The organism is Streptomyces sp. NPDC005774 (assembly GCF_042871645.1).
Lineage (GTDB): Bacteria > Actinomycetota > Actinomycetes > Streptomycetales > Streptomycetaceae > Streptomyces > Streptomyces pratens.
In genome coordinates, this window is sequence record NZ_JBIAIV010000007.1 from 102,893 (window position 1) to 126,621 (window position 23,729).

Below are 23,729 nucleotides of genomic sequence, written 5' to 3' on the forward strand. Positions count from 1 at the left end.
CACCGGGACCGCCCGACCCCGCGCCGTCAAGAGTCCCCCCACCGGCGCCGTGACGATGGACTCCCAGATCTCTCAGGCACCCCAGGCATCCGGTCCGCCCCCATCACCCCATACGTTCCAGGTCGACCTCCGCGGCCTGGTGGACCTGCTCTCCCATCACCTCTACTCCAGTCCCAGGGTCTATCTGCGCGAGCTGCTGCAGAACGCGGTGGACGCCATCACCGCCCGCCGCGCCGAGGATCCGGACGCCCCCGCCCGCGTGCGGCTGTCCGTGGAGGCGGGCGCGCTGCGGGTGGAGGACACCGGCGTCGGCCTCACCGAGGCGGACATGCACCGTCTGCTCGCCACCATCGGGCGCAGTTCCAAGCGCGCCGAGGGTCTGCAGGAGGCCCGCTCGGACTTCCTCGGGCAGTTCGGCATCGGGCTGCTCGCCTGCTTCGTGGTGGCCGAGCGGATCCGTGTGGTCAGCCGCAGCTCGCGGATGCCCGACGCGCCGCCCGTGGAGTGGACGGCGCGCGACGACGGTTCGTACACGGTGCGGACGCTGCCGCACGAGGCGCGGCCCGAACCGGGCACCACCGTGCACCTGGTGGCGCGGGCCGGGTCCGCCGAGTGGCTGGCCGAGGAGCGGGTCCTGTCGCTGGCCCGGGACTTCGGCTCACTGCTGCCGTACGACGTGCGGGTGGGCGAGGAGGCGGTCTCCGAGCTGCCCGCGCCCTGGGACCGCGCGTATCCGAGCCCCGCGGCCCGCAGGGTGGCGCTCGCCCGGCACTGTCACGACCTGTTCGGCTTCACCCCGCTGGACTCCATCGACCTGGACGTGCCACTGGCCGGAGTGCGCGGAGTGGCGTACGTGCTGCCCTCGGCGGTCAGCCCGGTCCGGCGCGCGGGGCACCGCGTGCACCTGAAGGGCATGCTGCTGACCGAGCGGGCCGAAGAGCTGCTGCCCGACTGGGCCTTCTTCGTGCGCTGCGTCCTGGACACCGACAGTCTGCGGCCCACGGCCTCACGCGAGTCGCTGTACGAGGACGAGACGCTGGCCGGGGTCCGCGAGGCGCTGGGCGAGCGGGTCCGCGGCTGGCTGACCGGACTGGCCGCCGGTGACCCGGAGCGGCTCGCGGCGTTCCTGTCGGTGCACCACCTGGGGGTGAAGGCGCTGGCGCGGCACGACCGGGAGATGCTGCGCACCATGCTGCCCTGGCTGCCGTTCGAGACGACGGACGGGCGGCTGTCCCTGGAGGAGTTCGCGCAGCGGCACCCGACGGTGCACTTCACGCGGACGGTCGAGGAGTACCGGCAGGTCGCGCCGATCGCGTCCGCGCAGGGCATCGGCGTGGTCAACGGCGGTTACACGTACGACAGCGAGCTGGTCGAGGCGCTACCGGCGGTGCGGCCGGGCACCGTGGTCGCCGAGCTGGACGCGGACACGGTCACCGCCCATCTGGACGCGGTGGACCCGGCCGAGGAGCTGGCCCTGTCGGGCTTCCTGGCCGCCGCGCGGGCCAGACTGGATCCGCTGGGCTGTGACGTCGTCCTGCGCGCGTTCCACCCGCTGTCCGTGCCCGCGCTGCACCTGGACGACCGGGAGTCCCGGCACGAACAGGCGCGCGCCGAGGCGGAGTCGGGGGCCGACGACCTGTGGGCCGGCATTCTCGGATCGCTGCGCGGCAGTGCCCCGCGGGCACGCCTGGTGCTCAATCATCTCAACCCGCTGGTGCGGCGGATCGGTTCGCTGGGCGACACCGAACTCATCGGCACCGCGGCCGAGTCGCTGTACGGACAGGCGCTGCTGATGGCGCAGCGGCAGCTGCGGCCGGCCGACTCGGCGCTGCTCAACCGGGCGTTCCTCGGCCTGCTGGAGTGGGCCACCCACGACGACGAGTCCACGGGGGGCTCCCACCGATGAGCTCGATCACCGATTTCGATTCCCTGCGCCGCGCGATGGGCGAGAACTCCGAGCAGCCGGAGGGGCCGGCCCGCAACGCGCGCGCGGAGCACCTGCTGCTCGAAGCCGAGAAGCTGAACATCCCGCTCGCCGTCATCGAGGCGCTCGGGCACCAGTTGAAGGTCTACAACTACAGCTCGGAGAAGGGAAAGATGTTCGTCCCCTTCGCGCGGCTGCTGCGCATGTGGGACGAGCGACCCGAGGACTTCGACGCGTACGAGACGCATTCACTGCACTGGGTCTTCAAGTGGATGTCGGCCGGCATGCTCGACCAGCCGCACATCCCGCTCACGTCGATCGAGAAGTGGCTCGGCGAGATGGAGCACCGCTACCGGCTGGCCGGTCATTCCGAACGAGCGCTGCGCAGCGCCGAGTTCAGTGTGGCCGCGCATGTCGGGGACATGCCGCGGGCCGAGCGGGCGTACGCCGCGTGGCTGGCCGCAGACCGGGACACCATGGCCGACTGCCATGCGTGCGAACTGCACGGGCAGGGCTGGTGGCAGGCGCAGAACGGGCGGGACGCGGAGGCGCTGGAGCTGTGGCGGCCGGTCCTGGAGGGCGAGTTCACCTGCGCCCACGAACCGCACACGGCGCTCGCGTCCTCCCTGCTGTCGCTGCTGCGGCTGGGCCGCGCGGACGAGGCGCGCGCCCACCATCTGCGCGGTTTCCGGCTGGTCCGGCCCATGGAGAGCATGCGCGGCGCCTACGCGGACCACGTGGAGTTCTGCGCGCTGAGCGGCAACGAGGCGCGCGCCCTCGAACTGCTCGCGGAACGGCCCGCCTACTTCACCGACGAGGGTCATCCGCGCAGCAGGCTGGACTTTCTGAGCGTGGTGACGCTGCTCATGGACCGGCTGACCGGGCTCGGCCTGGGCGGCACTCAGGTCCCCGGTCCGGCCGGGCGGACCTGGACCGCCGCGGAACTCGCCCCGCACGCGCGGGACCGGGCGCTCGCTCTGGCGGCCCGTTTCGACGAGCGCAACGGCACGGAGTACGTCAGCGAGCGGGCCCGCGCGCGGATGGCGCGCCGCCCGCTGGTGGACCGGCTGCCGCTCGGCGTACGGCCGTCGAACACGTCCCCGGTACGCGCGCCCGAGCGCCCGGCAGGGCCGGTGGCGCCGGGTGCCGAGGCGCCAGCGGCACCCGGCACGCAGTCCTCCGGCGATTCCGCGCCGCCCGCCCCCGCCCTGCCCGCGCTGCTCGTCGAGGCGCGGCGGATGTCGGACACCCTGCAGCCGCACGCCGTGGAGGCGTGGGCGGCGGTGGCGCAGGCCGCCCAGGAGGCAGAGGCAGCGGGGAGCGACGTCGTCCTGGAGCCCCGCGACCGCGCGGAAATCGCCGACCACGAGGCGATGGCCCTCGGCCCCGAGGCCACCGGCCTCTTCGAGCGGGCCGCCGAGCTGTACGCGGAGGCGGGCGACCCCGGGGAGGCCCTGGCGGCACGCGCGCGTGCCGCGTACGTCCATGCGCTGGCGGGCCGGGTGGACGAGGCGCTCGCGGCGGTGGCCGGGCCGCATGAGGAGGTGCTCTCGCTGTACGCCGGCGGCGGTACGGGCCTGCGGCAGACGGCGTCGGTGCTGATGGCACGGGCACGGATCCTGATCCGGCGCGTGCACGCCGCCGGGGAGGACCTCCAGGAGGCCGTCCTGGAGGAGGCCGTCCTGGAGGAGGCCGTGACCGCCGTACGCGCGGTGCTCGCGCTCGTGGAGGAGCACACCGGCGAGGACGTACGGCTCGCCGCGCGGGCCGCCGAGGCGCAGGCGATGCTCGGCGAGCTGGCGGGGCGCGCCGGGGACGTGGAAACCGCCGCGGAACTGTCCGCGCGGGCCGCCGGGGCGTTCGTCGCGGCGGGGCTGCCGTGGTTCGCGGTGGAGTACGAGGCCCGGCTGGCGCAGCTCACCCATCATCTCGGCGACGTCGACGGCACCGAACGGGCGCTGCGGGCGGCCCTGGAGCACGGCGGGCCGTACCTGGAGCCGGTCGGGCGGGCGCAGCTTCATCTGCAGCTCGCCGAGATCACCGGCGGGCTCGGGCGGGTGGCGGAGGCCGCGGACCACGCCCTGGAGGCGGCGCACTGGGCCGACGAGGCGGGCGAGGGACCGACGCTGGGGGCCTGGGCGCGGCATCAGCTCGGCGGGTTCCTGCTGCGGCGCGGGCGGTGGGCCGAGGCCGCCGAGGTGCTGGAGTCCGTACTGCCCGACGTGACCGCCGGGACGCACGGCGAGGGGGCGGTCGTACAGACGCTCTGGTGGCTCGGGGACTGCCTCGGTGAGCTGGGCGAGCACCGGGCCGCCGCCGAGCGGCGGTTGCAGGCCGCCGGGATCGCCCGGGACTGGCCGGAGCAGCAGGACCACGCGACGCTGGCCCATCTGGCCGCGTCCAGCCTGGAGCAGGCGGGCCTGGCCGACGAGGCGGAGCGGGCCTACGCGCGTGCGGGCGAGCTGTGGCGCGCGGTCGGCGACGTGCCCGGTCTGGTGCGCTCGCTGCGCGCCCGCGCGTGGCTCACGCTGCGCGGGGAAGCGGGCCCGGACGGGGCACGTGCGCTGATGACGAACGCGGTCGAGGAGTGCGAGGCAGCGGTGGACGCGGCCCCGGACGACGGGACCCGTGCGCGTCTCACCGCCGATCTCGGCCACACCCACCGGCAGTTCGCGGACCTGCTGGTACGGGTGGAGGACGCAGGGGCCACGGACGACGACGGGGAGATCCTGTTCGAGGAGGCCGTGACCGCTCTGGACCGGGCGATCGCCGCGTTCGCGCTCCTGGGCCCGGACGCCCTCCAGGACCGCTCCCGGGCCGAACTGGCCGCGGCCTGGCTGGAGGCCGACCTGGGCCGTCCCGCGGACGCGGCCGCACGCGCGCGTGCCGTCCTGACCGCCCACGGGAGCGCCCCGGAGGAGGACGAGGCGGCCCGGTCCCTGCGCGGCGAGGCGGAGCGCCTCCTGAACACCGTCACGCGGGAGAAGCGGGAGCCGGTGGAGAACTGAGCCCGCCGGACGACGGCCGCGCGGGCCGGGCTGCCCCGTAACACCCTCGCGCGCGGCCGCCCCCCATCGGTCAGGCGCTGCCGCCCGTCACCGGTCAGGCGTGGGCGCGGGACCGGTGACGTCCGGCAGCGGGGCCGAGCAGGACGTCCGTAGGTGGGACCCTTCCCACGCCTGCGCAACCGAGCGGCCGGGGCCAAGGTCGCGGAGCGGAAGCCGGCGATCGACAACAACACGGCGACGACCGCCCGCGCGTCCGGCCGTCGTCGTCCGGCGGGGGCGCAGGACCGAGACGTCCGGCAGCAGGGCCGAGCAGGACTGCCGTACAGGGCCCCCTCCCACGCGGGCGCGGCCGGGCGCCTACAGACGTCCGCAGCAGCCGCACAGGGGCCTCCCACCCCCTGTGACCGGGCGGTTCGGGCCAACGGCGCGGAGCGGAAGCCGGCGAACGACACGGCTCGGGCCGCCGCGCGGGGGACCGTCCTCACTCCACTCCGATGAGGAGCAGGGCGCCCTGTCTGCCGCCCTGGTAGAGGACCGTGTCGACGGCCAGGTAGCCCTCGCGGACGTGGGTCTCCAGGTGGGTGGCGACGGTGTGGGGGGTTTCGTCGCCGAGGACCAGGGTGACCATCTCGCCGCCGGCGGAGAGCATGCGGTCCAGGACGGCCGTGGCGGTGGCTGCGACGTCGTCGCCGATCACGGCCACGTCGCCGTCGATGAGGCCGAGGACGTCGCCGGCCTGGCAGATGCCCGCCATGGTCCAGGACTGCCGTTCGGCGACGGCGATCTCGGCGTACCGGGTCGCGCCCGCCGCCGAGGTCATCGCCACCACGTCCTCGTCGAAACGGCGCTCCGGCTCGTGCACCGCGAGCGCCGCGATGCCCTGGACCGCGGAACGGGTCGGGATGAGGGCCACCCTGAGCCCCTCGGCGCGGGCCTGTTCGGCCGCCGCGGCGGCGGTGTGGCGCAGCTCGGCGTCGTTGGGCAGCAGCACCACCTCGTGCGCGTGGGCCCGGCGTACGGCCTCGACGAGCTCACCGCTGGCGGGCGGCTCGCCGGGGCGGGCCAGCACCGTGGTCGCGCCGGCCCCGGTGTACAGGCCCGCCAGCCCTTCGCCGGGCACCACGGCCACCACGGCCCGCGCGGTGCGTTCCGCGGGCGGACGGCCGGCGCCCGGGGCATGGGCGTCACCGGCGTCGAAGTGCGTGATCCGGATACGGTGCGGGCGCCCTGCCTCGACTCCCGCCTCCACGGCGGCTCCGGCGTCGTCGACATGGACGTGGACGTTCCACAGTCCGTCCCCGCCGACCACGACGAGCGAGTCCCCGAGGCCGTCGAGCCGCTGCCGCAACCGCTCCACGGCCGTGTCCTCGGCTTCCAGGAGGTAGATCACCTCGTAGGCGGGCCCGGTGACCGTGCCCTCCGTCACTTCCCCGCCGTCGGCGCATTCGGCGGGTTCGTCGTGCTCCGCGCCCGCGTGGGTTCCGGGTCGTACGCGCGGGTACGTCCCGGCGGTGTTCCCGTACGCTCCGGGCACGGGCCCTCCCGGCGTCTCTCCTGTGAACGTCTCCACCAGGGCCGCGAGCACCGCCACCAGCCCCCGGCCGCCCGCGTCCACCACGCCCGCCCGCCGGAGCACGGCCAGCTGGCCCGGCGTCGCGGCGAGGGCCGTGCGGGCGCCGTCGTAGGCCGCCCGCGCCACCTCCCCGCAGTCGCCCTCCGCGCCGCCGGCCGCGTCGGCGGCGGCCGAGGCGACGGTGAGCACGGTGCCCTCCACGGGGTGGGCCACGGCCCGGCGCGCGGAGTCGGCCGCGGTCCGCAGGGCGCGCCGCAGCCCCGGCCCGTCGGCGTGGGCCGCCTCGTCCCCGGCCAGCACCTGCGCCATCCCCCGCAGCAGCTGCGCCAGGATCGTCCCCGAGTTGCCGCGGGCGCCGATCAGCGCCCCGTGGGCCATCGCCCGCGCCGCGTCGGCCAGCGTGGGCCCCTCGGGTCCCTCCGCCGCGTAGCCCGCGAACACCGCCTCGACCGCCGTGGCCGCGGACTCGACCGTCAGATAGAGATTCGTACCGGTGTCCCCGTCCGCCACGGGGTAGACGTTGATCGCGTCGATCTCCTCACGCGCGCGCCCCAGGGCGTCGAGCGCGAGTCCGCACCAGGCACGCACCGCGAGAGCATCGAAGAATGTCTGCGGCACCTGCGCCACCTGCGCCTCCCTGAGCTGCCGGACGTGTCACGCAGCGTAGACCTCGGGGGGCCGGACGGCGGAAGCGGGCCGGAGCGGGCCGCTGAGCTGCCATGCTGGTTTCGTTCTACTGGTTCAGCCGTTGTATGCTGCTCCGGTTGCCCGATCCGAATCGGGCCTCTCCCTGGCAGAGCCACTCAGATTCCCAAGAACTCCTCGAGTTCCGGAGTTCTGATCCCGGCATGCCGGGATCAACCGTAAGTGCATCTGAAGTCTTTGGAGTGACCCGTGGCTGCCAACTGCGACGTCTGTGGCAAGGGGCCGGGCTTCGGCAACAACATCTCGCACTCGCACCGCCGTACGCCCCGTCGCTGGAACCCGAACATCCAGCGTGTGCGTACCGTGGTGGGCGGGACGCCGAAGCGCGTGAACGCTTGCACCTCGTGCATCAAGGCCGGCAAGGTCTCGCGCTGACGCTCTCGGAGCGCGCGGCCACAGCTGGTTCACCGCACTGAGCCGGTCCACCTCGGGTGGGCCGGCTTTTTGCCATGCCCGCACGCGGCCCGGGCAGCATGGGCCCTGTCGCCCCGTTGCCCTGTCTCCCCGTTGCCCACGCTGCCGTTCCCGGCCCGGGTCCGCCTCAGCTCCCGCCGGCCCCGGCCCCGGACCCGGCCCCTGTGCCGTTCCCCCGCCCGAGCGCCCAGCCGTGATCCACCGGCCCGATACCGGCGCCCAGCGAGAACCCGGCCGCGATCGCCCCCGTGACGTACTCCTTGGCGGCCGTCACCGCCCGAGGCACCGACTGTCCCTTCGCCAACTGCGCGGCGATCGCCGAGGCGAGGGTGCAGCCCGTGCCGTGGGTGTGCCGGTTGTCGTACCTCGGGGCGCGCAGCCAGTGTTCCTGTGAACCGTCCGTGAGCAGGTCGACGGCCTCGCCCGAATCCCCGGCGAGATGGCCGCCCTTGATCACGACCCACTGCGGTCCGAACGCCAGCACCGCTTCCGCGGCCAGGCGGAAGTCCCGTTCCGACCGTGCCCGCACACCGGTGAGCTGGGTCACCTCGTCCAGGTTCGGCGTGGCCACGGTCGCGATCGGCAGCAGCTTCGTCCGTACGGAGTCGAGCGCGGAGGCCGCCAGCAGCGCGTCCCCGTGCTTGGAGACCCCCACCGGGTCGACGACCACCGGCGCCCGGCTGCCGACGAGCAGTCCGGCCACCGCCTCGACGAGTTCGGCGGAGGCGAGCATGCCTGTCTTGACCGCCTGGACCCCGATGTCGTCGACGACGCTGCGGTACTGGGCCCGTACCGCCTCCACCGGCAGCGGCCAGGCGCCCTGCACGCCGAGGGAGTTCTGCGCGGTGACCGCGGTGATCACGCTCATGCCGTGGGTGCCCAGCGCGAGCATCGTCTTCAGGTCGGCCTGGATCCCCGCGCCTCCGCCGGAGTCCGAGCCGGCGACCGTCAGCACCCTCGGCGGCACTCTCGGCGGCACGGCCCCGGTACCCGAGGCGCCCGCGGCATCTCCGACGTTCTCCGTGCCCACGCCGCTCCCGGTGCTCATGACTCGATGCCCCCGAAGTGGTCCCAGCCGCCCTGGGCGGTCCAGGGTGCCCCGTCGACCGTCACCTGGGGCAGTGCCGAGGGGTTGAGCACCTCGCCTATCACCTTCCAGCGGGCGGGCAGCTTCACGTCCGGCGGGAAGGTGGCCACGATCGCGTGGTCCTCTCCCCCGGTCAGCACCCACTGCATGGGGTCGACGCCGACGGCCTGCCCGATGTCGTTCATCTGGGAGGGGATGTCGATCGCCCCGGAGCGGATGTCGATGCGCACCTTGCTGGCCTCGGCGATGTGCCCGAGGTCGGCGATCAGTCCGTCGCTCACGTCGCACATCGAGGTCGCCCCCAGCCCGGCCGCGGCGGGGCCCGCGTGGTACGGCGGTTCGGGCCGGCGGTGCGCCTCGACGAAGGCGCGCGGCGAGCGGAAGCCGCGCGAGAGCACCGCGAACCCGGCCGCGGACCAGCCGAGCCAGCCGGTCACCGCGACGAGGTCGCCGGGCTGTGCGCCGCCCCGGGTCACCGGTTCCTGGTTGCGCAGGTCACCGAGCGCGGTGATCGAAACCATGATCGTGTCACCGCGTACGACGTCTCCGCCGACCACCGCCGCCCCCGCCACCTGGCACTCGTCGCGCAGTCCGTCCATCAGCTCGGAGGGCCAGGTCACCGGCAGTTCGCCCGGGACGACCAGCGCGAGCAGCAGCGCGGTCGGCACCGCGCCCATGGCGGCGATGTCCGCGAGGTTCTGCGCGGCGGCCTTGCGGCCGACGTCGTAGGCGGTGGACCAGTCCCGGCGGAAGTGCCTGCCCTCGAGCAGGACGTCGGTGCTGGCCACGACCCTCCGGTCGGGCGCGGCGACCACGGCGGCGTCGTCGCCGGGGCCGATCCGGACCGCCGGGGTGGTGGTGAGGCGGGAGGTGAGCTCCCTGATGAGCCCGAACTCCCCGAGCTCACCGACCGTGCCCTTCATGTCCCCAGCTCCCCTTCTGTCCCGGTCCGTGCCCGGTTCCGTTCCCGGTCGCGAGTCGTCCCTGCCCTCGCTACGGTCGAAGTGACCGTCAACTTGTGTCCAGTCCGTACCCCGGCGCGCGGGGCCCGGTTTCCGCAGGTCTCCCCGCGACGAGCGGTGACGCGATACCGTGGCGTTCCTTTTCCCCACATGATCCTCGTGGCCGCTCTGGAGGTTTCGTGGTACAGGCGTACATCTTGATCCAGACGGAGGTCGGCAAAGCGTCGACCGTCGCCGACCTGATCGGCAAGATCCCTGGAGTCGTCCAGGCCGAGGACGTGACCGGACCCTATGACGTCATCGTGCGCGCCCAGGCCGACACCGTCGACGACCTGGGTCGCATGGTGGTCGCGAAGGTCCAGCAAGTGGACGGCATCACCCGTACCCTGACCTGCCCGGTCGTCCATCTGTAGCCCCCGTCTACCCTGTGGCGGTGAGCTGCTTCCGTCACCGCCACGCCGTCCTGTCCGCCCTCGCCCTGCTGATCACCACCGCGGGTTGCTCCTCAGCAGACGACAGCGCGTCGGCGGCGGTTCCCAGCCCGGACGCGAAGGTCACCGAGCTGTGCCGGAACCTGGACGAGGTCCTGCCGGCGAAGGTGGACGGCGAGAATCGCGACGATCCCGAACCCGCGTCCGCACTGACCGCGGGCTGGGGCGGCGAGGCGATCATACTGCGGTGCGGTGTCGGGCAACCGCCGAAGATGACGGATCCCAAGGTGGCCAATGGCAACGACCCGAAGGCGATGGCGGGCGGTGTCGACGGCGTCGACTGGCTGATGGAGCAGCAGGACGACGGGACGCACCGCTTCACGACCGCGAGCCGTGAGGCCTATGTCGAGGTGCGGGTGACCGACGGACGGGACAGCACGGGCGTACTGATCGATCTCGCCCCCGCCGTCAAGGAGGCGATCCCCGAGGGGATCGCCTCCTAGCTCGATCTTCAACCCGTCCGGCGCCTCAGCGCAGTCCGGTCCGCCGTCGCAGCGCCGCCTGCACCAGCCGGTCCACCAGCTCGGGGTACTCGACGCCGGTGGCCTGCCACATCTTCGGGTACATCGAGATGGGCGTGAAGCCGGGCATCGTGTTGATCTCGTTGATGACGAACTCGCCGTCCTCGGTGAGGAAGAAGTCCGCGCGCACCAGGCCTTCGCAGCCCGCCGCCTCGAACGCCTCCACCGCCAGCCGGCGCACCTCGGCCGTCTCCTCGCCGGTCAGCGGTGCGGGCACCATGCCGGGCGTGGAGTCGATGTACTTGGCCTCGAAGTCGTAGTACGCGTGCGCGTCGGGCGGGGGGATCTCGGCGGGTACCGAGGCACGCGGGCCGTCCTCGAACTCCAGCACTCCGCATTCGATCTCGCGGCCGCGCAGGGCGGCCTCCACGAGGATCTTCGGGTCGTGCCGCTGGGCCTCGGCGATCGCCTCGTCCAGGCCGGAGAGGTCGTCGACCTTGGTGATCCCGATCGAGGAGCCCGCCCGCGCGGGTTTCACGAACAGGGGCCAGCCGTGCTCACCGGCGAAGTCGATGATCTTCTTGCGGGCGGCGGACTCGTCGTTCTCCCACTCGCGGGGCCGGATCACCACGTACGGGCCGACCTTGAGCCCGAAGGAGGTGAACACCCTCTTCATGTACTCCTTGTCCTGCCCGACGGCGGAGGCGAGCACCCCGGAGCCCACGTAGGGAATACCGGAGAGCTCCAGGAGTCCTTGCAGGGTGCCGTCCTCGCCGTAGGGGCCGTGCAGTACGGGGAAGACGACGTCGACGTCGCCGAGCACCTTCGGTACCGAACCGGGCTCGCTGTAGACGACTTCGCGGTTCGCGGGATCGAGGGGGAGCACCACTGTGCCCTCGGCAGCGTCGGTGAGCTGGTCCACGCTGGGCTGGAGCCGGTCGACGATCGCCATGCGGTCCGGTTCGTCGGCGGTGAGTGCCCAGCGGCCGTCCCGGGTGATACCGATCGGCAGGACGTCGTACTTCGCCCGGTCGATGGCCTTGAGGACGGCGCCGGCGGTGACGACGGAGATCCCGTGCTCGGAGCTGCGCCCGCCGAACACAATGGCCACACGCGGCTTGCGAGGCGGCTGCTCGGGGCTCTGGGGGAGGTTCTGGGTGCTCATATCGCGATGAGAGTACCCGGTGGCCGCCTCCCTGATACAGCGCCCACGGTGCGGCAAACGGAGGGCTGCCACGGGGGCGTGCGTCCGTCGTCGCTCAGCGTCGTTCCGGCTTCGCGCTGCGCGACATCAGCTCCTTGAGTGCGACCACCGGGGGCTTGCCCTCGTGCACGATGCCGACGACCGTCTCGGTGAGCGGCATGTCGACGCCGTGCCGGCGGGCCAGATCCAGCACCGACTCGCAGGACTTGACGCCCTCGGCGGTCTGCTTGGTGACCGCGACGGTCTCCTCCAGCGTCATGCCCTTGCCGAGGTTGGTGCCGAAGGTGTGGTTGCGCGACAGCGGTGAGGAGCAGGTGGCCACCAGGTCGCCCAGGCCCGCGAGGCCGGCGAAGGTCAGCGGGTCCGCGCCGAGCGCGGCACCGAGCCGGGTGGTTTCGGCGAGCCCGCGGGTGATGAGCGAGCCCTTGGCGTTGTCGCCGAGCCCCATGCCGTCCGCGATGCCGACGGCCAGCCCGATCACGTTCTTCACGGCGCCGCCCAGTTCGCAGCCGACGACGTCGGTGTTGGTGTACGGGCGGAAGTACGGCGTGTGGCAGGCGGCCTGGAGCCGCTGGGCGACGGCCCCGTCGGTGCAGGCGACCACGGCAGCGGCCGGCATCCTGGCGGCGATCTCCCGGGCGAGGTTGGGTCCGGTGACCACGGCGATCCGGTCGGCGCCGACTCCGGCGACGTCCTCGATCACCTCGCTCATGCGCATGGCGGAGCCGAGTTCGACGCCCTTCATCAGCGACACCAGGACGGTGTCCGGGGCGAGCAGCGGCTTCCACCCGGCGAGGTTGCCGCGCAGCGTCTGGGAGGGGATCGCGAGGACGGTGAAGTCGGCGTCGCGCGCGGCCTCCGCGGCGTCCGTGGTGGCCCGCAGGTTCGCCGGGAGTTCGACTCCGGGCAGGTAGTCGGGGTTGGTGCGAGTGGAGTTGACCGCTTCGACGAGTCCCGGGCGTCGCGCCCACAGCGTCACGTCGCACCCGGCGTCGGCGAGCACCATCCCGAAGGCCGTACCCCATGATCCGGTGCCGAAGACGGCCGCCTTGACCGGCTTGCTCACGTGTTCAGCCCCTCTTCCCGCGCGGTGGCCCGTTTCCCGGCCCTCCGCTGTTCGTTCTGTCGTTCCTGGTGCCGGTCTTTCCGGTACTGCGGGTCCCCCTGCGCCCCGTCCACCGGCGAACCGTGCGCGGACGACCGGCGTTCGGGCGAACGGTCGTGTCCCCTGCGCCGGGGCTGGGCCCGGGTCTTGCGGCGCTGCTCCACGCGTTCGCGCTGCGGATCGTAGGGCTCCTTGGGGGCCCTCTCACCCCGGATCTCCTCCAGGTGGCGGGTCACCGCGGCCATGATGGCCTCGGTCGCCTCCTTGAGCAGCTCCGGGGTCATCTCCCGGCCGTAGAAACGGTCCAGGTCGACCGGCGGTCCGGCCAGCACACGGTGCGTCTTGCGCGGGAAGAGGCGGGGCCTGCCGGCGTACGGCGGCAGCACCTCGTTGGCGCCCCACTGCGCGACCGGGATCACGGGGCACCTGGTCCGCAGGGCGACCCGCGCGGCGCCGGTCTTGCCGGTCATGGGCCAGCCGTCCGGGTCACGGGTGAGAGTGCCCTCGGGATAGAAGGCGACGCATTCGCCGCGCTCCACGGCTTCGATCGCGGCCCGGAAGGCGCTGAGCGCGTCCGTGCTTTCGCGATAGACGGGGATCTGCCCGGTGCCGCGCATCATGGCGCCGACGAATCCCTTGTTGAAAAGACCGCTCTTCGCCAGGAATCGCGGAACACGACCGGTGTTGTACTGAAAGTGCCCGTAGGCGAAGGGGTCGATGTGCGAATTGTGGTTCACCGCGGTGATAAATCCACCTTCAGCCGGAATGTTCTCCATTCCGTGCCAGTCCCGTTTGAGGAGAACCACCAGCGGAGGTTTGCAGATCACCGCGGCGAAGCGGTACGCGAAGCCGATTCTGCGGCGCGGCACAGAGACACCTTCCTCTAAGTCCTGGACCCGGGGGCCAGGCGGGCCGCACAAGTGTCGCCCCCGGCTGCCGGTCTGTCGAGAACACCGTACGCCCCGCGCCCCCGGCCACCGGGTGCCGCGGGGGACAATGACGACGACGAGAGAGGGACGTAACACGCGTGCAGTGGACCTTGGTGGTACCCCTGAAACCGCTGGCCGAGGCCAAGAGCAGACTTTCCGACACCGCGGACGACACCTTGCGTCCGGGGCTCGCGCTCGCCTTCGCACAGGACACGGTCGCGGCCGCCCTGGCGTGCCGCGCGGTGCGGGAGGTGGTGGTCGTCACAGACGATGCCCTGGCCGGCCGCGAGCTGGCCGCGCTGGGTGCGGGAATCGTCGCCGACGAGCCGGGCAGCGGCCTGAACCCGGCACTGGCCCACGCGGCCGCCGCCGTGCGGTCCTCGTGGCACGCGGGTCCCGTGGCAGCTCTCAACGCCGATCTGCCGGCGCTGCGCACGGCCGAACTGGCGCGCGTACTGGAGAGAGCGGCCGCGTTCCCGCGCGCGTTCCTCCCCGATGCGGCGGGCGTCGGCACCACACTGCTCACGGCGGCGGCGACGGAGGAACTGCGGCCGTCCTTCGGCCCCGGCTCCCGGGCCCGGCACCGCGCGTGGGGAGCCGTCGAACTGCGTCTCGACTCGGTGGATTCCGTACGGCAGGACGTGGACACGGGGGACGATCTCCGGGCGGCGCTGGCGCTGGGGGTGGGGCCCCGCACGGCCGCCGCCGCCGCGCGGCTGCTGATCGCGGAGCAGTAGGCTGCGGCCATGCAGGCGACCGCGTACACCTACGACCCCGAGAGCCGCAGCGGCCAGGTGCTGCTGGACGACGGCACTCCGGTGCCCTTCGACGCGCCGGCGTTCGACGCGGGAGGCCTGAGGCTGCTGCGTCCCGGGCAGCGCGTGCGCATCGAGACCCGGGGCGAGGGCGAGGCCCGGCGGGTCACCCTGGTGACGCTCCAGACGTTCTGACCTGCGCGTTCCCACCTGCGCGTGCCGAGCGACATGTGCCGACCGGCGTGGCCATGGGCGGCCGGTCACCGGCCCCGGCACGGGATACGTGGACCGGCACACCGCGGGCCGGACTCCGTGACGGAGTCCGGCCCGGCGCGTGAGTACCGCTTCGCTGCCGCTACTTCTTGCGGGCGCTGGTCTTCTTGGCGGTGGTCTTGCGTGCGGTCGACTTCTTGGCGGGCGCCTTCGTGGCCGTCGCCTTTTTCGCCGGGGCCTTCTTGGCAGTCGTCTTCTTCGCGGCGGTGGTCTTGGCGGTCGGTGCGGCCGTCTTGCCGGTGGCCTTCTTGGCGGTCGTCTTGGCGGCGGTCGTCTTTCCCGCGGCCCGCTTCGCCGTCGTCTTCTTGGCGGTGGCCTTCTTGGCGGCGGCCGACTTCGCGGTCTTCTTGGCGGCGGCCTTCTTCACCGTCGCGGAAGCCCCGCCGGACAGGCTGCCCTTGGGCGCCTTCTTGACGGCGACCTCACCACCGCGCGGCAGCTTCTTCGAGCCGCTCACCAGGTCCTTGAAGCCCTGGCCCGCGCGGAAGCGCGGCACCGACGTCTTCTTGACCCGAACCCGCTCACCGGTCTGGGGATTGCGGGCGTAGCGGGCGGGGCGGTCGACCTTCTCGAACGAACCGAAGCCGGTGACCGAGACCCGGTCGCCCGCGACCACGGCGCGGACGATGGCGTCCAGGACCGCGTCGACGGCGTCGGCCGCCTGCTGACGACCGCCCATCTTGTCGGCAATCGCTTCTACGAGCTGCGCCTTGTTCACGTCTTCCCCTTCGGAGACATCGCCCGAACGAATCCGTTCAAGCGTTTTCGCACGCTAGGCAGATATATACCGCAAATCAAACACGAAACGGGCTTATCACCCTTGTGCCGCAACGAACTCGGCCGCCTCGAGCGGTTCAGCGTTCCTCTTCGGGAAATCGGCCCTCGTCGAGGTCCGTGATGAACCGTTCCAGCCGCTTTGCCGCACCGGCGAGATCGTGCTTGGCCGCAGCCGTAATGACCAGCAGCTTCCGGGCCAGCGCCATCCGTACGCCCTCCGGGACTTGCAGTGCGCGCACTCTTGCATGCGCTTCTTTGAGCCGGATCGCGACTTCCGTGTAGAGCTCGAGTTGGCCGTCGCGTTCCATGCACAGATTGTGCCATCTGGGGCGAGTTGTCGCCTGCGCAGGGGGCAACTGCAGCCTCGGACGGCGGTCCGAGCAGACTCCGGGGTCACGCGCACGTGACACGTGTACCCCGGCAACCACCTTCATAACGTGGGAAGTTGCACGGTCTCAAGAGGACGCGCGGGTCCGAATGGGTGCAGACACGGCCGTACCCCCGATCAGACCGATCGGGGGTACGGGAGGGGGTGAGGGTGGCCGAAAGTCGACCTGCCGCCTGGACTTCGCCTCAGGCGTTCTACGCCGAGAGCGTCCGCGGCTTGAACGACGGGCGCTTCGCCTCGTACGTGGCGATGTCCGCCTCGTTCTGGAGGGTGATGGAGATGTCGTCGAGCCCGTTCAGCAGCCGCCAGCGGGAGTTCTCGTCGAGCTCGAAAGCGGCGGTGATGCCCTCGGCGCGCACCTCGCGGGTCTCGAGGTCGACGGTGATCTCGGCCTGCGGGTCCCGCTCGGTGAGCTCCCACAGGGCGTCCACGATCTTCTGCTCGATGACGACGGTGAGCAGGCCGTTCTTCAGCGAGTTGCCACGGAAGATGTCGGCGAAACGTGAGGAGATCACGGTCTTGAAGCCGTAGTTCTGCAGCGCCCAGACGGCGTGCTCACGGGAGGAGCCGGTACCGAAGTCGGGGCCGGCGACCAGAACCGTGGCGCCCTCGCGCTCGGGGCGGTTGAGCACGAACTCCGGGTCCTTGCGCCAGGCCTCGAACAGCCCGTCCTCGAAGCCGTCCCGCGTCACCTTCTTGAGCCAGTGGGCGGGGATGATCTGGTCGGTGTCGACGTTGCTGCGGCGCAGCGGGACGGCCCGGCCGGTGTGCGTGGTGAATGCTTCCATGGTTATCGGACTCCAGCGGGCGTACGGGTGTCGGCGGCGAGGTCGGCCGGGGAGGCCAGGTGGCCGAGGACCGCGGTGGCGGCGGCCACCTGCGGGGAGACCAGGTGGGTGCGGCCCCCCTTGCCCTGCCGGCCCTCGAAGTTGCGGTTGGAGGTCGACGCGGAGCGCTCGCCGGGAGCGAGCTGGTCGGGGTTCATGCCCAGGCACATGGAACAGCCCGCGTGCCGCCACTCGGCGCCGGCCTCCTTGAAGACCACGTCCAGTCCCTCGGAGACGGCCTGCAGACCCACCCGCGCGGAGCCCGGGACGACCAGCATCCGTACTCCGTCGGCGACTTTGCGGCCCTTGACGATGTCCGCGACGGCGCGCAGGTCCTCGATCCGCCCGTTGGTGCAGGAGCCTACGAAGACGGTGTCCACACCGATGGAGCGCAGCGGCTGGCCGGCTTCCAACCCCATGTACTCCAGGGCCTTTTCGGCGGCGAAGCGCTCCGAGGCGTCTTCGTACGAAGCGGGGTCGGGGACCGCCGCGGAGAGCGGCGCGCCCTGGCCCGGGTTGGTGCCCCAGGTGACGAACGGGGACAGCTCGGTGGCGTCGATGACGACCTCGGCGTCGAACGCGGCGTCGTCGTCGGTGCGCAGCGTCTTCCAGTAGGCGACGGCCGCGTCCCAGTCCTCGCCCTTCGGGGCGTGCGGACGGCCCTTGAGGTACTCGAAGGTGGTCTCGTCGGGGGCGATCATGCCCGCGCGGGCGCCGGCCTCGATCGACATGTTGCAGATGGTCATGCGGGCCTCCATCGAGAGCTTCTCGATGGCCTCGCCGCGGTACTCCAGGATGTAGCCCTGGCCGCCGCCGGTGCCGATGCGCGCGATGACCGCCAGGATCAGGTCCTTGGCCGTGACACTGTCGGGCAGTTCGCCGTCGACGGTGATCGCCATGGTCTTCGGGCGGGCCATCGGCAGCGTCTGTGTGGCCAGGACGTGCTCGACCTGCGAGGTGCCGATACCGAAGGCCAGTCCACCGAACGCGCCGTGCGTGGAGGTGTGCGAGTCTCCGCAGACCACGGTCATGCCGGGCTGGGTCAGGCCCAGCTGGGGTCCGACGACGTGCACGACGCCCTGCTCGACGTCGCCCAGCGAGTGCAGCCGGACGCCGAACTCGGCGCAGTTCGCCCGCAGCGTCTCCAGCTGGATGCGGGAGACCGGGTCGGCGATGGGCTTGTCGATGTCGAGGGTCGGGGTGTTGTGGTCCTCGGTCGCGATGGTGAGGTCGGTACGGCGCACCCTGCGGTCGCTCTTACGGAGGCCGTCGAAGGCCTGGGGGCTGGTCACCTCGTGCAGCAGGTGCAGATCGATGAAGAGGAGGTCGGGCTCGCCCTCGGCGCGCCGGACGACATGGTCGTCCCAGACCTTCTCCGCGAGTGTCCTACCCATCGCTTTCCCTCCGGCCGGCAAAGATGCGCCGGCCCAACTAGAGATTCTTCAGGAGACGGCGCCCCACCCCCGATTCCGGGTCGTCGCCGCCGGACCCGGTGATTCACGGGCCCTTGTGTTGATGACTGTGTACGTCAAGAGTGGCGCGTTCCATGGAAAATTGAACTTGCGTTTCACAGAGTGAGACGCGAGTATCGTTGCATGGACAACAGTAGCGGCGTCGGCGTTCTGGACAAGGCGGCCCTCGTCCTGAGCGCTCTGGAGTCCGGTCCGGCCACCCTCGCGGGGTTGGTCGGCGCCACCGGACTGGCACGACCCACGGCCCACCGTCTGGCCGTGGCCCTGGAGCACCACCGGCTGGTGGCGCGCGACATGCAGGGCAGGTTCATCCTCGGCCCGCGCATGGCCGAGCTGGCCGCGGCGGCCGGTGAGGACCGGCTGCTCGCCACGGCGGGCCCGGTGCTCACGCACCTGCGCGACATCACCGGCGAGAGCGCCCAGCTCTACCGCCGGCAGGGAGACATGCGCATATGCGTGGCCGCGGCGGAGCGTCTGTCCGGCCTGCGGGACACCGTTCCGGTCGGCTCCACGCTCACGATGAAGGCCGGTTCCTCCGCGCAGATCCTGATGGCCTGGGAGGAGCCGGAGCGCCTGCACCGCGGCCTGCAGGGCGCCCGTTTCACGGCGACGGCCCTGTCGGGCGTCCGGCGCCGCGGCTGGGCGCAGTCGATCGGCGAGCGCGAGCCCGGTGTCGCCTCGGTCTCCGCGCCGGTGCGCGGCCCGTCGAACCGGGTGGTGGCCGCCGTCTCGGTCTCGGGGCCCATCGAGCGCCTGAGCCGCCACCCGGGCCGGATGCACGCCCAGGCCGTCATCGACTCCGCGACCCGCCTCTCCGAGGCACTGCGCCGCTCCTGACCACTTCTCCGTCGTCCCGTGGGGAACGGGCCCGCCCCAACGCCGCGGCAGGCCCTCCCCCGGACCCACGGAATCGCGGTGGACGTACCTGCACGAAGAAAGCCCTCCACCGAAGTGGAGGGCTTTCTTCTCTGTACCCCCGACCGGATTCGAACCGGCGCTACCGCCTTGAGAGGGCGGCGTGCTAGGCCGCTACACAACGGGGGCCTGGACACTGCGTTACCGCAGGCCCGAGCTGGTCTACCTGGACTCGAACCAAGACTAACTGAACCAGAATCAGTCGTGCTGCCAATTACACCATAGACCAATGATGGTTTAGACCAGTCGTACCCCCGACCGGATTCGAACCGGCGCTACCGCCTTGAGAGGGCGGCGTGCTAGGCCGCTACACAACGGGGGCCCTAGCGATCCTCACCCGGCCGGAGCCGGGTGGTGTCACCGTGAGGACGTGGGAGCTACCCGGTCGCCCTCGCGGGATGGATCTGTACCCCCGACCGGATTCGAACCGGCGCTACTGCCTTGAGAGGGCAGCGTGCTAGGCCGCTACACAACGGGGGCTCGCGGATGAGATCCGCGCTTTGCAGATGAGCTCTGCGAGCTGGCCTACCTGGACTCGAACCAAGACTAACTGAACCAGAATCAGTCGTGCTGCCAATTACACCATAGGCCACTGGAACGCAATCCCCTGAGGGTTCTTGTTCTAGTTGTGCGCTTGAGGGCTTTGACCTTCCGGCCCGGACCACCGCGGCGCAGGAAGAACATTACCCGATGCCGGACCCGGCTCCAAAACGGGTATCCGCGCCGAGGAGCGCGGGGAGTTCGCCGAGGGAGACGATCCTGCGCGGCCCGACGGGCGGTTCGGCGGTCGCGTACGCACCGCTTCGGTCGATCCACACGGACAGCAGCCCGGCCTCCGCGGCGCCCCGGCCGTCGATCTCCGGATGGTCACCCACGTACGCGACCTGGTCGGGCGGCAGGGCCAGGGCCTCGCAGGCCGCCAGGAACGCGCGGGCCTCGGGCTTGGACACGCCGAGCTCGGCGGCGCACAGGATGACCTCGAAGCGGTCGTGGACACCGAGGGCGCGCAGCTTGGGGTCCTGGACGTGGAGGCTGGAGTTGGAGAGCACCGCGTGGCGGTGGCTGGCGGCGAGCGCGTCGAGGACCGGCAGGACGTCCGGGAACAGGGACCAGGCGGCCTCGTAGTGCACCAGGTAACGCCCGAACCAGTCGTCGGCCTCGGCATCGGTCAGCTCACGCTCCAGGAAGACCCTGATGCGGTCGCGCCGCTGGGTCTCGAAGTCGACCTCGCCCGCGGCGAACCGGGCCCACTGCACATCGGTCACCTCCCGCCAGTGCGCCAGCGCCTCTTCCACGGAGGCGTACCGGGCGAGCAGTTCCTCGGCGAGGAGATACGCCCGCATGCCTTCGCGGTCGGCGGAGGTGTAGTCGAAGAGTGTGTCGTCCACGTCCCAGACAACTGCTCGGATCGCCATGGGACCGACGGTACCGGGGACGGCCGAGGGGCGGCACCCCGTACTTCCGGGTGCCGCCCCTCACCGTGCCGCCGCGCGAGCACGGTGCGGCCGCGCGCCGTGCTGCCGCGCAAGCACGGTGCGGCCTGCTCCGGAGGCCTGCTCCGGAGGCCCGCTGGGGGAACTACGCGGCGAGCTTCGCCAGGGCCGCGTCGATGCGGGCCAGCGTCGTCTCCTTGCCCAGGACCTCGAGGGACTCGAAGAGGGGCAGGCCGACCGTGCGGCCGGTGACGGCGACGCGGACCGGGGCCTGCGCCTTGCCGAGCTTGAGGCCGTGGGCCTCACCGGCGGCCAGGACGGCCTCCTTCAGGGACTCGGCCGACGTCCAGTCGGCGGCGTCCAGCTTCTCGCGGGCGGTGCGCAGCAGGGCGTCGGAGCCCTCCTTCATCGCCTTGGTCCAGGAGGCCTCGTCGAAGACCGGCTCCGGCAGGAACAGGAAGTCGACGTTGTCCGTGATCTCGGAGAGCACCTTGAGGCGGGTCTGCGCGTGCGGCGCGATGGCCTGCCACTTGGCCTCGTCGAAGGCTTCCGGGGCCCAGGGGGCCGCAGGGGCCTTCAGCCAGGGGCGGCAGCGCTCGGTGAAGTCCTTCACGTCGAGCAGGCGGATGTGGTCGGCGTTGATCGCCTCGCACTTCTTGAGGTCGAAGCGGGCCGGGTTGGGGTTGACGTCGCTGACGTCGAAGGCCGCGACCATCTCCTCGATGGTGAAGATGTCCTGGTCGGCGGAGAGCGACCAGCCGAGCAGGGAGAGGTAGTTGAGCAGGCCCTCGGGGAGGAAGCCGCGCTCGCGGTAGAGGTTGAGCGACGCCTGGGGGTCGCGCTTGGAGAGCTTCTTGTTGCCCTCGCCCATCACGTACGGCAGATGGCCGAAGGCCGGGGTCCGCTTCGCGATGCCGAGCTCGGTCAGCGCCTTGTACAGCGCGACCTGGCGCGGGGTGGAGGAGAGCAGGTCCTCGCCGCGCAGGACGTGGGTGATGTCCATCAGGGCGTCGTCGACCGGGTTGACCAGGGTGTACAGCGGGGCGCCGTTGGCGCGCACGATGCCGTAGTCCGGGACGTTCTCCGGGGTGAAGGTCAGCTCGCCGCGGACCAGGTCGGTGAAGGTGATCGTCTCGTCGGGCATCCGGAAGCGGACGATCGGCTCGCGGCCCTGGGCCTTGTACTCCTCGACCTGGGTGTCGGTCAGCTCGCGGCAGTGACCGTCGTACCCGGAGGGCTTGCCGGCGGCGCGGGCGGTCTCGCGGCGGGTGTCCAGCTCCTCCTGGGAGCAGTAGCAGCGGTAGGCGTGGCCGGCGTCCAGGAGCTTGCCGGCGACGTCGGCGTAGATGTCCATGCGCTGGGACTGGCGGTACGGCGCGTGCGGGCCGCCGACCTCGGGGCCCTCGTCCCAGTCGAAGCCGAGCCAGCGCATCGAGTCGAGCAGCTGGGTGTAGGACTCCTCGGAGTCGCGGGCCGCGTCGGTGTCCTCGATGCGGAAGACCAGCGTGCCCTGGTGGTGCTTGGCGAACGCCCAGTTGAACAGGGCGGTGCGGACCAGGCCCACATGAGGGTTGCCGGTGGGCGACGGACAGAAACGGACGCGTACGGGGGACGGGGAACCTGCTGCGCTAGCCACGCTTGACAACCTTGTTGGTGAGAGTGCCGATGCCTTCGATGGTGACGGCGACCTCGTCGCCGACGTTGAGGGGGCCGACGCCGGCCGGGGTGCCCGTGAGGATCACGTCGCCGGGGAGCAGCGTCATCGCCTCGGAGATGTTGACGATCAGGTCCTCGATGGAGTGGATCATCTCGCTGGTGCGGGCGAGCTGTCGCTGTTCGCCGTTGACCGTGAGCTGGAGGGTGAGGTCCGAGGCGGCGGCGAGGTCCAGGCCCGTCTCCACCCAGGGGCCGAGCGGGCAGGAGGTGTCGAAGCCCTTGGCGCGCGCCCACTGCGTCTCGCGCCGCTGGACGTCGCGGGCGGTGACGTCGTTGGCGCAGGTGTAGCCGAAGATCACGTCCTTGACGCGCTCGCGCGGGACCTCGCGGCAGAGCCGGCCGATCACCACGGCCAGTTCGGCCTCGTGGTGCACCTCCTGGGAGAAGGAGGGGTACTGGATCTCGTCGCCGGGGCCGATCACCGAGGTGGCGGGCTTGAAGAAGGCGAACGGGGTGTCGGGCACCTCGTTGCCCATCTCCTTGGCGTGCTCCGCGTAGTTGCGGCCGAAGGCGACCACCTTGTTGGGGAGCACCGGGGGCAGCATCCTGACCTTGCTCACCGGGACCTTGGTGCCGGAGAGTTCGAAGTCCGTGAACGGGATGCCCTTGATGATGTCCAGGACGAGCTCGTCCTGCTGGTCACCCTCGACCGCGCCGAAGGCGACGTTCCCGTCGATGGAGAATCTGGCGATGCGCACGGGATGCTTGGCCCCTTGACTGAGCTGGCTGGAGTCTGACGCTCCAGGCTAACGCGGCAGGGGGCGCGTGCCCCCGCGCATTGCCCCGTCCGCCGCCTCTGCGCACTCGACGCGCCTCGGCCGGGCGCGGCGACGGGGACAGCAAAGAGCGGCGCCCCCTGGGGAGGGGACGCCGCGGGGCCGATCCGGCCGCTCCGGGCCGCTGTGGACATCTCCGGGGCCTTTGAGCGTTCCGGGGCCGGTGCCCGTACCAGTCGGTGCCGGTACCGAAGGGGTGCCGGCGACAGGCCCTACTGGTTCGCGGCGCCGGCCGCGACCGGGATCTCCATGAGGATGGTGCGCCTGGGATTGGCAGTCTGGGCCGGGAGTTCGACGGTGTGCTCCTGGTGGACCGGCGTCTGCAGTTCGGCGGCGCCGTCGAGGTGCGCCAGCGTCGTGCGTCGCGGGTTGGCGATCTTGTGGAACATCGTCGTCGTCTTCACTGTTTACTCGACCCTGTCCTGTCGACGGGCGTCCGACGGGGTCCGGGGACCGCCCCTCGGGCGCGGGTTGTCTGTTGTGCCATCTCTGTAAAGCGCCAGGCTAAACATGCGATTCCCCGCCGACTGCCAT

Annotated in this window: 22 protein-coding genes and 5 tRNA genes; 8 read left to right on the forward strand and 19 right to left on the reverse strand. The window is 71.7% G+C overall.

The annotated features are described in order from the left end of the window. Positions 1 to 55: 55 nt before the first annotated feature. Positions 56 to 1,906 carry an HSP90 family protein gene (locus ACFYQA_RS09265; protein WP_388914086.1) on the forward strand — a complete coding sequence of 617 codons (1,851 nt, stop codon included), beginning with the start codon at positions 56 to 58 and terminating at the stop codon, positions 1,904 to 1,906. Beyond that, positions 1,903 to 4,932, forward strand: a complete 3,030-nt coding sequence (locus tag ACFYQA_RS09270; RefSeq protein WP_388913832.1) for a tetratricopeptide repeat protein — start codon at positions 1,903 to 1,905, stop codon at positions 4,930 to 4,932. The genes ACFYQA_RS09265 and ACFYQA_RS09270 overlap by 4 nt, the downstream gene beginning before the upstream one ends. A 481-nt stretch (positions 4,933 to 5,413) precedes the next feature. Here ACFYQA_RS09270 and ACFYQA_RS09275 read toward each other — a convergent pair whose 3' ends face one another. Then, a complete protein-coding gene (locus tag ACFYQA_RS09275) occupies positions 5,414 to 7,132 on the reverse strand; it encodes a DAK2 domain-containing protein (protein ID WP_388913835.1) in 1,719 nt (572 codons plus the stop codon). A gap of 267 nt (positions 7,133 to 7,399) precedes the next feature. Between ACFYQA_RS09275 and rpmB the strand changes: the two genes are divergently transcribed. Beyond that, positions 7,400 to 7,585: a 50S ribosomal protein L28 gene (gene rpmB, locus ACFYQA_RS09280; protein ID WP_004924906.1), complete on the forward strand. Its 186-nt coding sequence runs from the start codon at positions 7,400 to 7,402 to the stop codon at positions 7,583 to 7,585. A 166-nt stretch (positions 7,586 to 7,751) separates the two neighbouring features. On the opposite strand, the gene thiD is transcribed toward rpmB, so the two are convergent. Further along, a complete protein-coding gene (gene thiD / locus ACFYQA_RS09285; RefSeq protein ID WP_388914089.1) occupies positions 7,752 to 8,591 on the reverse strand; it encodes a bifunctional hydroxymethylpyrimidine kinase/phosphomethylpyrimidine kinase in 840 nt (279 codons plus the stop codon). 77 nt (positions 8,592 to 8,668) lie between these two features. Further along, entirely contained in the window at positions 8,669 to 9,634 is a 966-nt protein-coding gene (locus ACFYQA_RS09290; protein ID WP_386406965.1) for a thiamine-phosphate kinase, read from the reverse strand. Between the two features lie 218 nt (positions 9,635 to 9,852). On the opposite strand from ACFYQA_RS09290, the gene ACFYQA_RS09295 reads away from it, so the two are divergent. After that, on the forward strand, positions 9,853 to 10,086 hold the full coding sequence (locus tag ACFYQA_RS09295; RefSeq protein WP_004983019.1) for an Lrp/AsnC family transcriptional regulator: 234 nt from the start codon (positions 9,853 to 9,855) through the stop codon (positions 10,084 to 10,086). Positions 10,087 to 10,106: 20 nt separating this feature from the next. Next, positions 10,107 to 10,607, forward strand: coding sequence for a DUF3515 domain-containing protein (locus ACFYQA_RS09300; RefSeq protein WP_388913840.1), 501 nt, complete (start codon positions 10,107 to 10,109; stop codon positions 10,605 to 10,607). 25 nt (positions 10,608 to 10,632) lie between these two features. Here ACFYQA_RS09300 and ACFYQA_RS09305 read toward each other — a convergent pair whose 3' ends face one another. The 3 genes from ACFYQA_RS09305 to ACFYQA_RS09315 form a co-directional block, all read right to left on the reverse strand. Then, on the reverse strand, positions 10,633 to 11,790 hold the full coding sequence (locus tag ACFYQA_RS09305) for a D-alanine--D-alanine ligase family protein (protein WP_388913843.1): 1,158 nt from the start codon (positions 11,788 to 11,790) through the stop codon (positions 10,633 to 10,635). A 94-nt stretch (positions 11,791 to 11,884) separates the two neighbouring features. Beyond that, entirely contained in the window at positions 11,885 to 12,895 is a 1,011-nt protein-coding gene (locus ACFYQA_RS09310) for an NAD(P)H-dependent glycerol-3-phosphate dehydrogenase (RefSeq protein WP_386406957.1), read from the reverse strand. Beyond that, on the reverse strand, positions 12,892 to 13,803 hold the full coding sequence (locus ACFYQA_RS09315) for a lysophospholipid acyltransferase family protein (RefSeq protein ID WP_388913853.1): 912 nt from the start codon (positions 13,801 to 13,803) through the stop codon (positions 12,892 to 12,894). Before ACFYQA_RS09315 ends, ACFYQA_RS09310 begins: the two co-directional genes overlap by 4 nt. A 158-nt stretch (positions 13,804 to 13,961) precedes the next feature. Here ACFYQA_RS09315 and cofC point away from each other — a divergent pair, with 158 nt between their 5' ends. Both cofC and ACFYQA_RS09325 read left to right on the forward strand, forming a co-directional pair. After that, entirely contained in the window at positions 13,962 to 14,600 is a 639-nt protein-coding gene (cofC, locus tag ACFYQA_RS09320; RefSeq protein WP_388913856.1) for a 2-phospho-L-lactate guanylyltransferase, read from the forward strand. A 9-nt stretch (positions 14,601 to 14,609) separates the two neighbouring features. Continuing rightward, positions 14,610 to 14,813, forward strand: coding sequence for a hypothetical protein (locus tag ACFYQA_RS09325; protein ID WP_332430837.1), 204 nt, complete (start codon positions 14,610 to 14,612; stop codon positions 14,811 to 14,813). Between the two features lie 160 nt (positions 14,814 to 14,973). Here the strand turns inward: ACFYQA_RS09325 and ACFYQA_RS09330 are convergent, their stop codons facing one another. The 4 genes from ACFYQA_RS09330 to leuC form a co-directional block, all read right to left on the reverse strand. Further along, a complete protein-coding gene (locus ACFYQA_RS09330) occupies positions 14,974 to 15,609 on the reverse strand; it encodes an HU family DNA-binding protein (RefSeq protein ID WP_388913861.1) in 636 nt (211 codons plus the stop codon). Positions 15,610 to 15,745: 136 nt separating this feature from the next. Further along, on the reverse strand, positions 15,746 to 15,976 hold the full coding sequence (locus ACFYQA_RS09335) for a hypothetical protein (RefSeq protein ID WP_388913864.1): 231 nt from the start codon (positions 15,974 to 15,976) through the stop codon (positions 15,746 to 15,748). Between the two features lie 274 nt (positions 15,977 to 16,250). Further along, positions 16,251 to 16,844, reverse strand: coding sequence for a 3-isopropylmalate dehydratase small subunit (gene leuD / locus ACFYQA_RS09340; protein ID WP_386406945.1), 594 nt, complete (start codon positions 16,842 to 16,844; stop codon positions 16,251 to 16,253). Positions 16,845 to 16,846: 2 nt separating this feature from the next. Beyond that, positions 16,847 to 18,277: a 3-isopropylmalate dehydratase large subunit gene (leuC, locus tag ACFYQA_RS09345; RefSeq protein WP_388913867.1), complete on the reverse strand. Its 1,431-nt coding sequence runs from the start codon at positions 18,275 to 18,277 to the stop codon at positions 16,847 to 16,849. Between the two features lie 201 nt (positions 18,278 to 18,478). On the opposite strand from leuC, the gene ndgR reads away from it, so the two are divergent. Then, positions 18,479 to 19,192, forward strand: a complete 714-nt coding sequence (gene ndgR / locus ACFYQA_RS09350) for an IclR family transcriptional regulator NdgR (protein ID WP_332430831.1) — start codon at positions 18,479 to 18,481, stop codon at positions 19,190 to 19,192. 134 nt (positions 19,193 to 19,326) lie between these two features. On the opposite strand, the gene ACFYQA_RS09355 is transcribed toward ndgR, so the two are convergent. The 9 genes from ACFYQA_RS09355 to ACFYQA_RS09395 form a co-directional block, all read right to left on the reverse strand. Continuing rightward, positions 19,327 to 19,399 (reverse strand) — tRNA-Glu (locus tag ACFYQA_RS09355). A 28-nt stretch (positions 19,400 to 19,427) separates the two neighbouring features. After that, positions 19,428 to 19,499: transfer RNA gene (locus ACFYQA_RS09360), tRNA-Gln, on the reverse strand. A 20-nt stretch (positions 19,500 to 19,519) separates the two neighbouring features. Next, a tRNA-Glu gene (locus ACFYQA_RS09365) sits at positions 19,520 to 19,592 on the reverse strand. An 85-nt stretch (positions 19,593 to 19,677) separates the two neighbouring features. Beyond that, positions 19,678 to 19,750, reverse strand: a tRNA-Glu gene (locus ACFYQA_RS09370). 40 nt (positions 19,751 to 19,790) lie between these two features. Then, positions 19,791 to 19,862: transfer RNA gene (locus ACFYQA_RS09375), tRNA-Gln, on the reverse strand. 91 nt (positions 19,863 to 19,953) lie between these two features. Beyond that, positions 19,954 to 20,685: an HAD family hydrolase gene (locus ACFYQA_RS09380; RefSeq protein ID WP_388913871.1), complete on the reverse strand. Its 732-nt coding sequence runs from the start codon at positions 20,683 to 20,685 to the stop codon at positions 19,954 to 19,956. Positions 20,686 to 20,848: 163 nt separating this feature from the next. Continuing rightward, the gene (gene gltX / locus ACFYQA_RS09385; protein ID WP_388913874.1) at positions 20,849 to 22,339 is read right to left on the reverse strand and encodes a glutamate--tRNA ligase; all 1,491 of its coding nucleotides are present in this window, start codon (positions 22,337 to 22,339) and stop codon (positions 20,849 to 20,851) included. Further along, positions 22,332 to 23,117 carry a fumarylacetoacetate hydrolase family protein gene (locus ACFYQA_RS09390; RefSeq protein ID WP_386406918.1) on the reverse strand — a complete coding sequence of 262 codons (786 nt, stop codon included), beginning with the start codon at positions 23,115 to 23,117 and terminating at the stop codon, positions 22,332 to 22,334. Before ACFYQA_RS09390 ends, gltX begins: the two co-directional genes overlap by 8 nt. 290 nt (positions 23,118 to 23,407) lie before the next feature. Further along, complete coding sequence (locus ACFYQA_RS09395) at positions 23,408 to 23,599, reverse strand: hypothetical protein (protein ID WP_386406915.1); 192 nt, start codon at positions 23,597 to 23,599, stop codon at positions 23,408 to 23,410. Positions 23,600 to 23,729 lie beyond the last annotated feature (130 nt).

Coding starts and splice junctions, on each gene's coding strand:
- ACFYQA_RS09265 (WP_388914086.1), top strand. CDS start 56: ATGGACTCCCAGATCTCTCAGGCACCCCAGGCATCCGGTCCGCCCCCA.
- ACFYQA_RS09270 (WP_388913832.1), top strand. CDS start 1,903: ATGAGCTCGATCACCGATTTCGATTCCCTGCGCCGCGCGATGGGCGAG.
- ACFYQA_RS09290 (WP_386406965.1), bottom strand. CDS start 9,634: ATGAAGGGCACGGTCGGTGAGCTCGGGGAGTTCGGGCTCATCAGGGAG.
- ACFYQA_RS09305 (WP_388913843.1), bottom strand. CDS start 11,790: ATGAGCACCCAGAACCTCCCCCAGAGCCCCGAGCAGCCGCCTCGCAAG.
- ACFYQA_RS09325 (WP_332430837.1), top strand. CDS start 14,610: ATGCAGGCGACCGCGTACACCTACGACCCCGAGAGCCGCAGCGGCCAG.
- ACFYQA_RS09335 (WP_388913864.1), bottom strand. CDS start 15,976: ATGGAACGCGACGGCCAACTCGAGCTCTACACGGAAGTCGCGATCCGG.
- leuD (WP_386406945.1), bottom strand. CDS start 16,844: ATGGAAGCATTCACCACGCACACCGGCCGGGCCGTCCCGCTGCGCCGC.
- leuC (WP_388913867.1), bottom strand. CDS start 18,277: ATGGGTAGGACACTCGCGGAGAAGGTCTGGGACGACCATGTCGTCCGG.
- ndgR (WP_332430831.1), top strand. CDS start 18,479: ATGGACAACAGTAGCGGCGTCGGCGTTCTGGACAAGGCGGCCCTCGTC.
- ACFYQA_RS09380 (WP_388913871.1), bottom strand. CDS start 20,685: ATGGCGATCCGAGCAGTTGTCTGGGACGTGGACGACACACTCTTCGAC.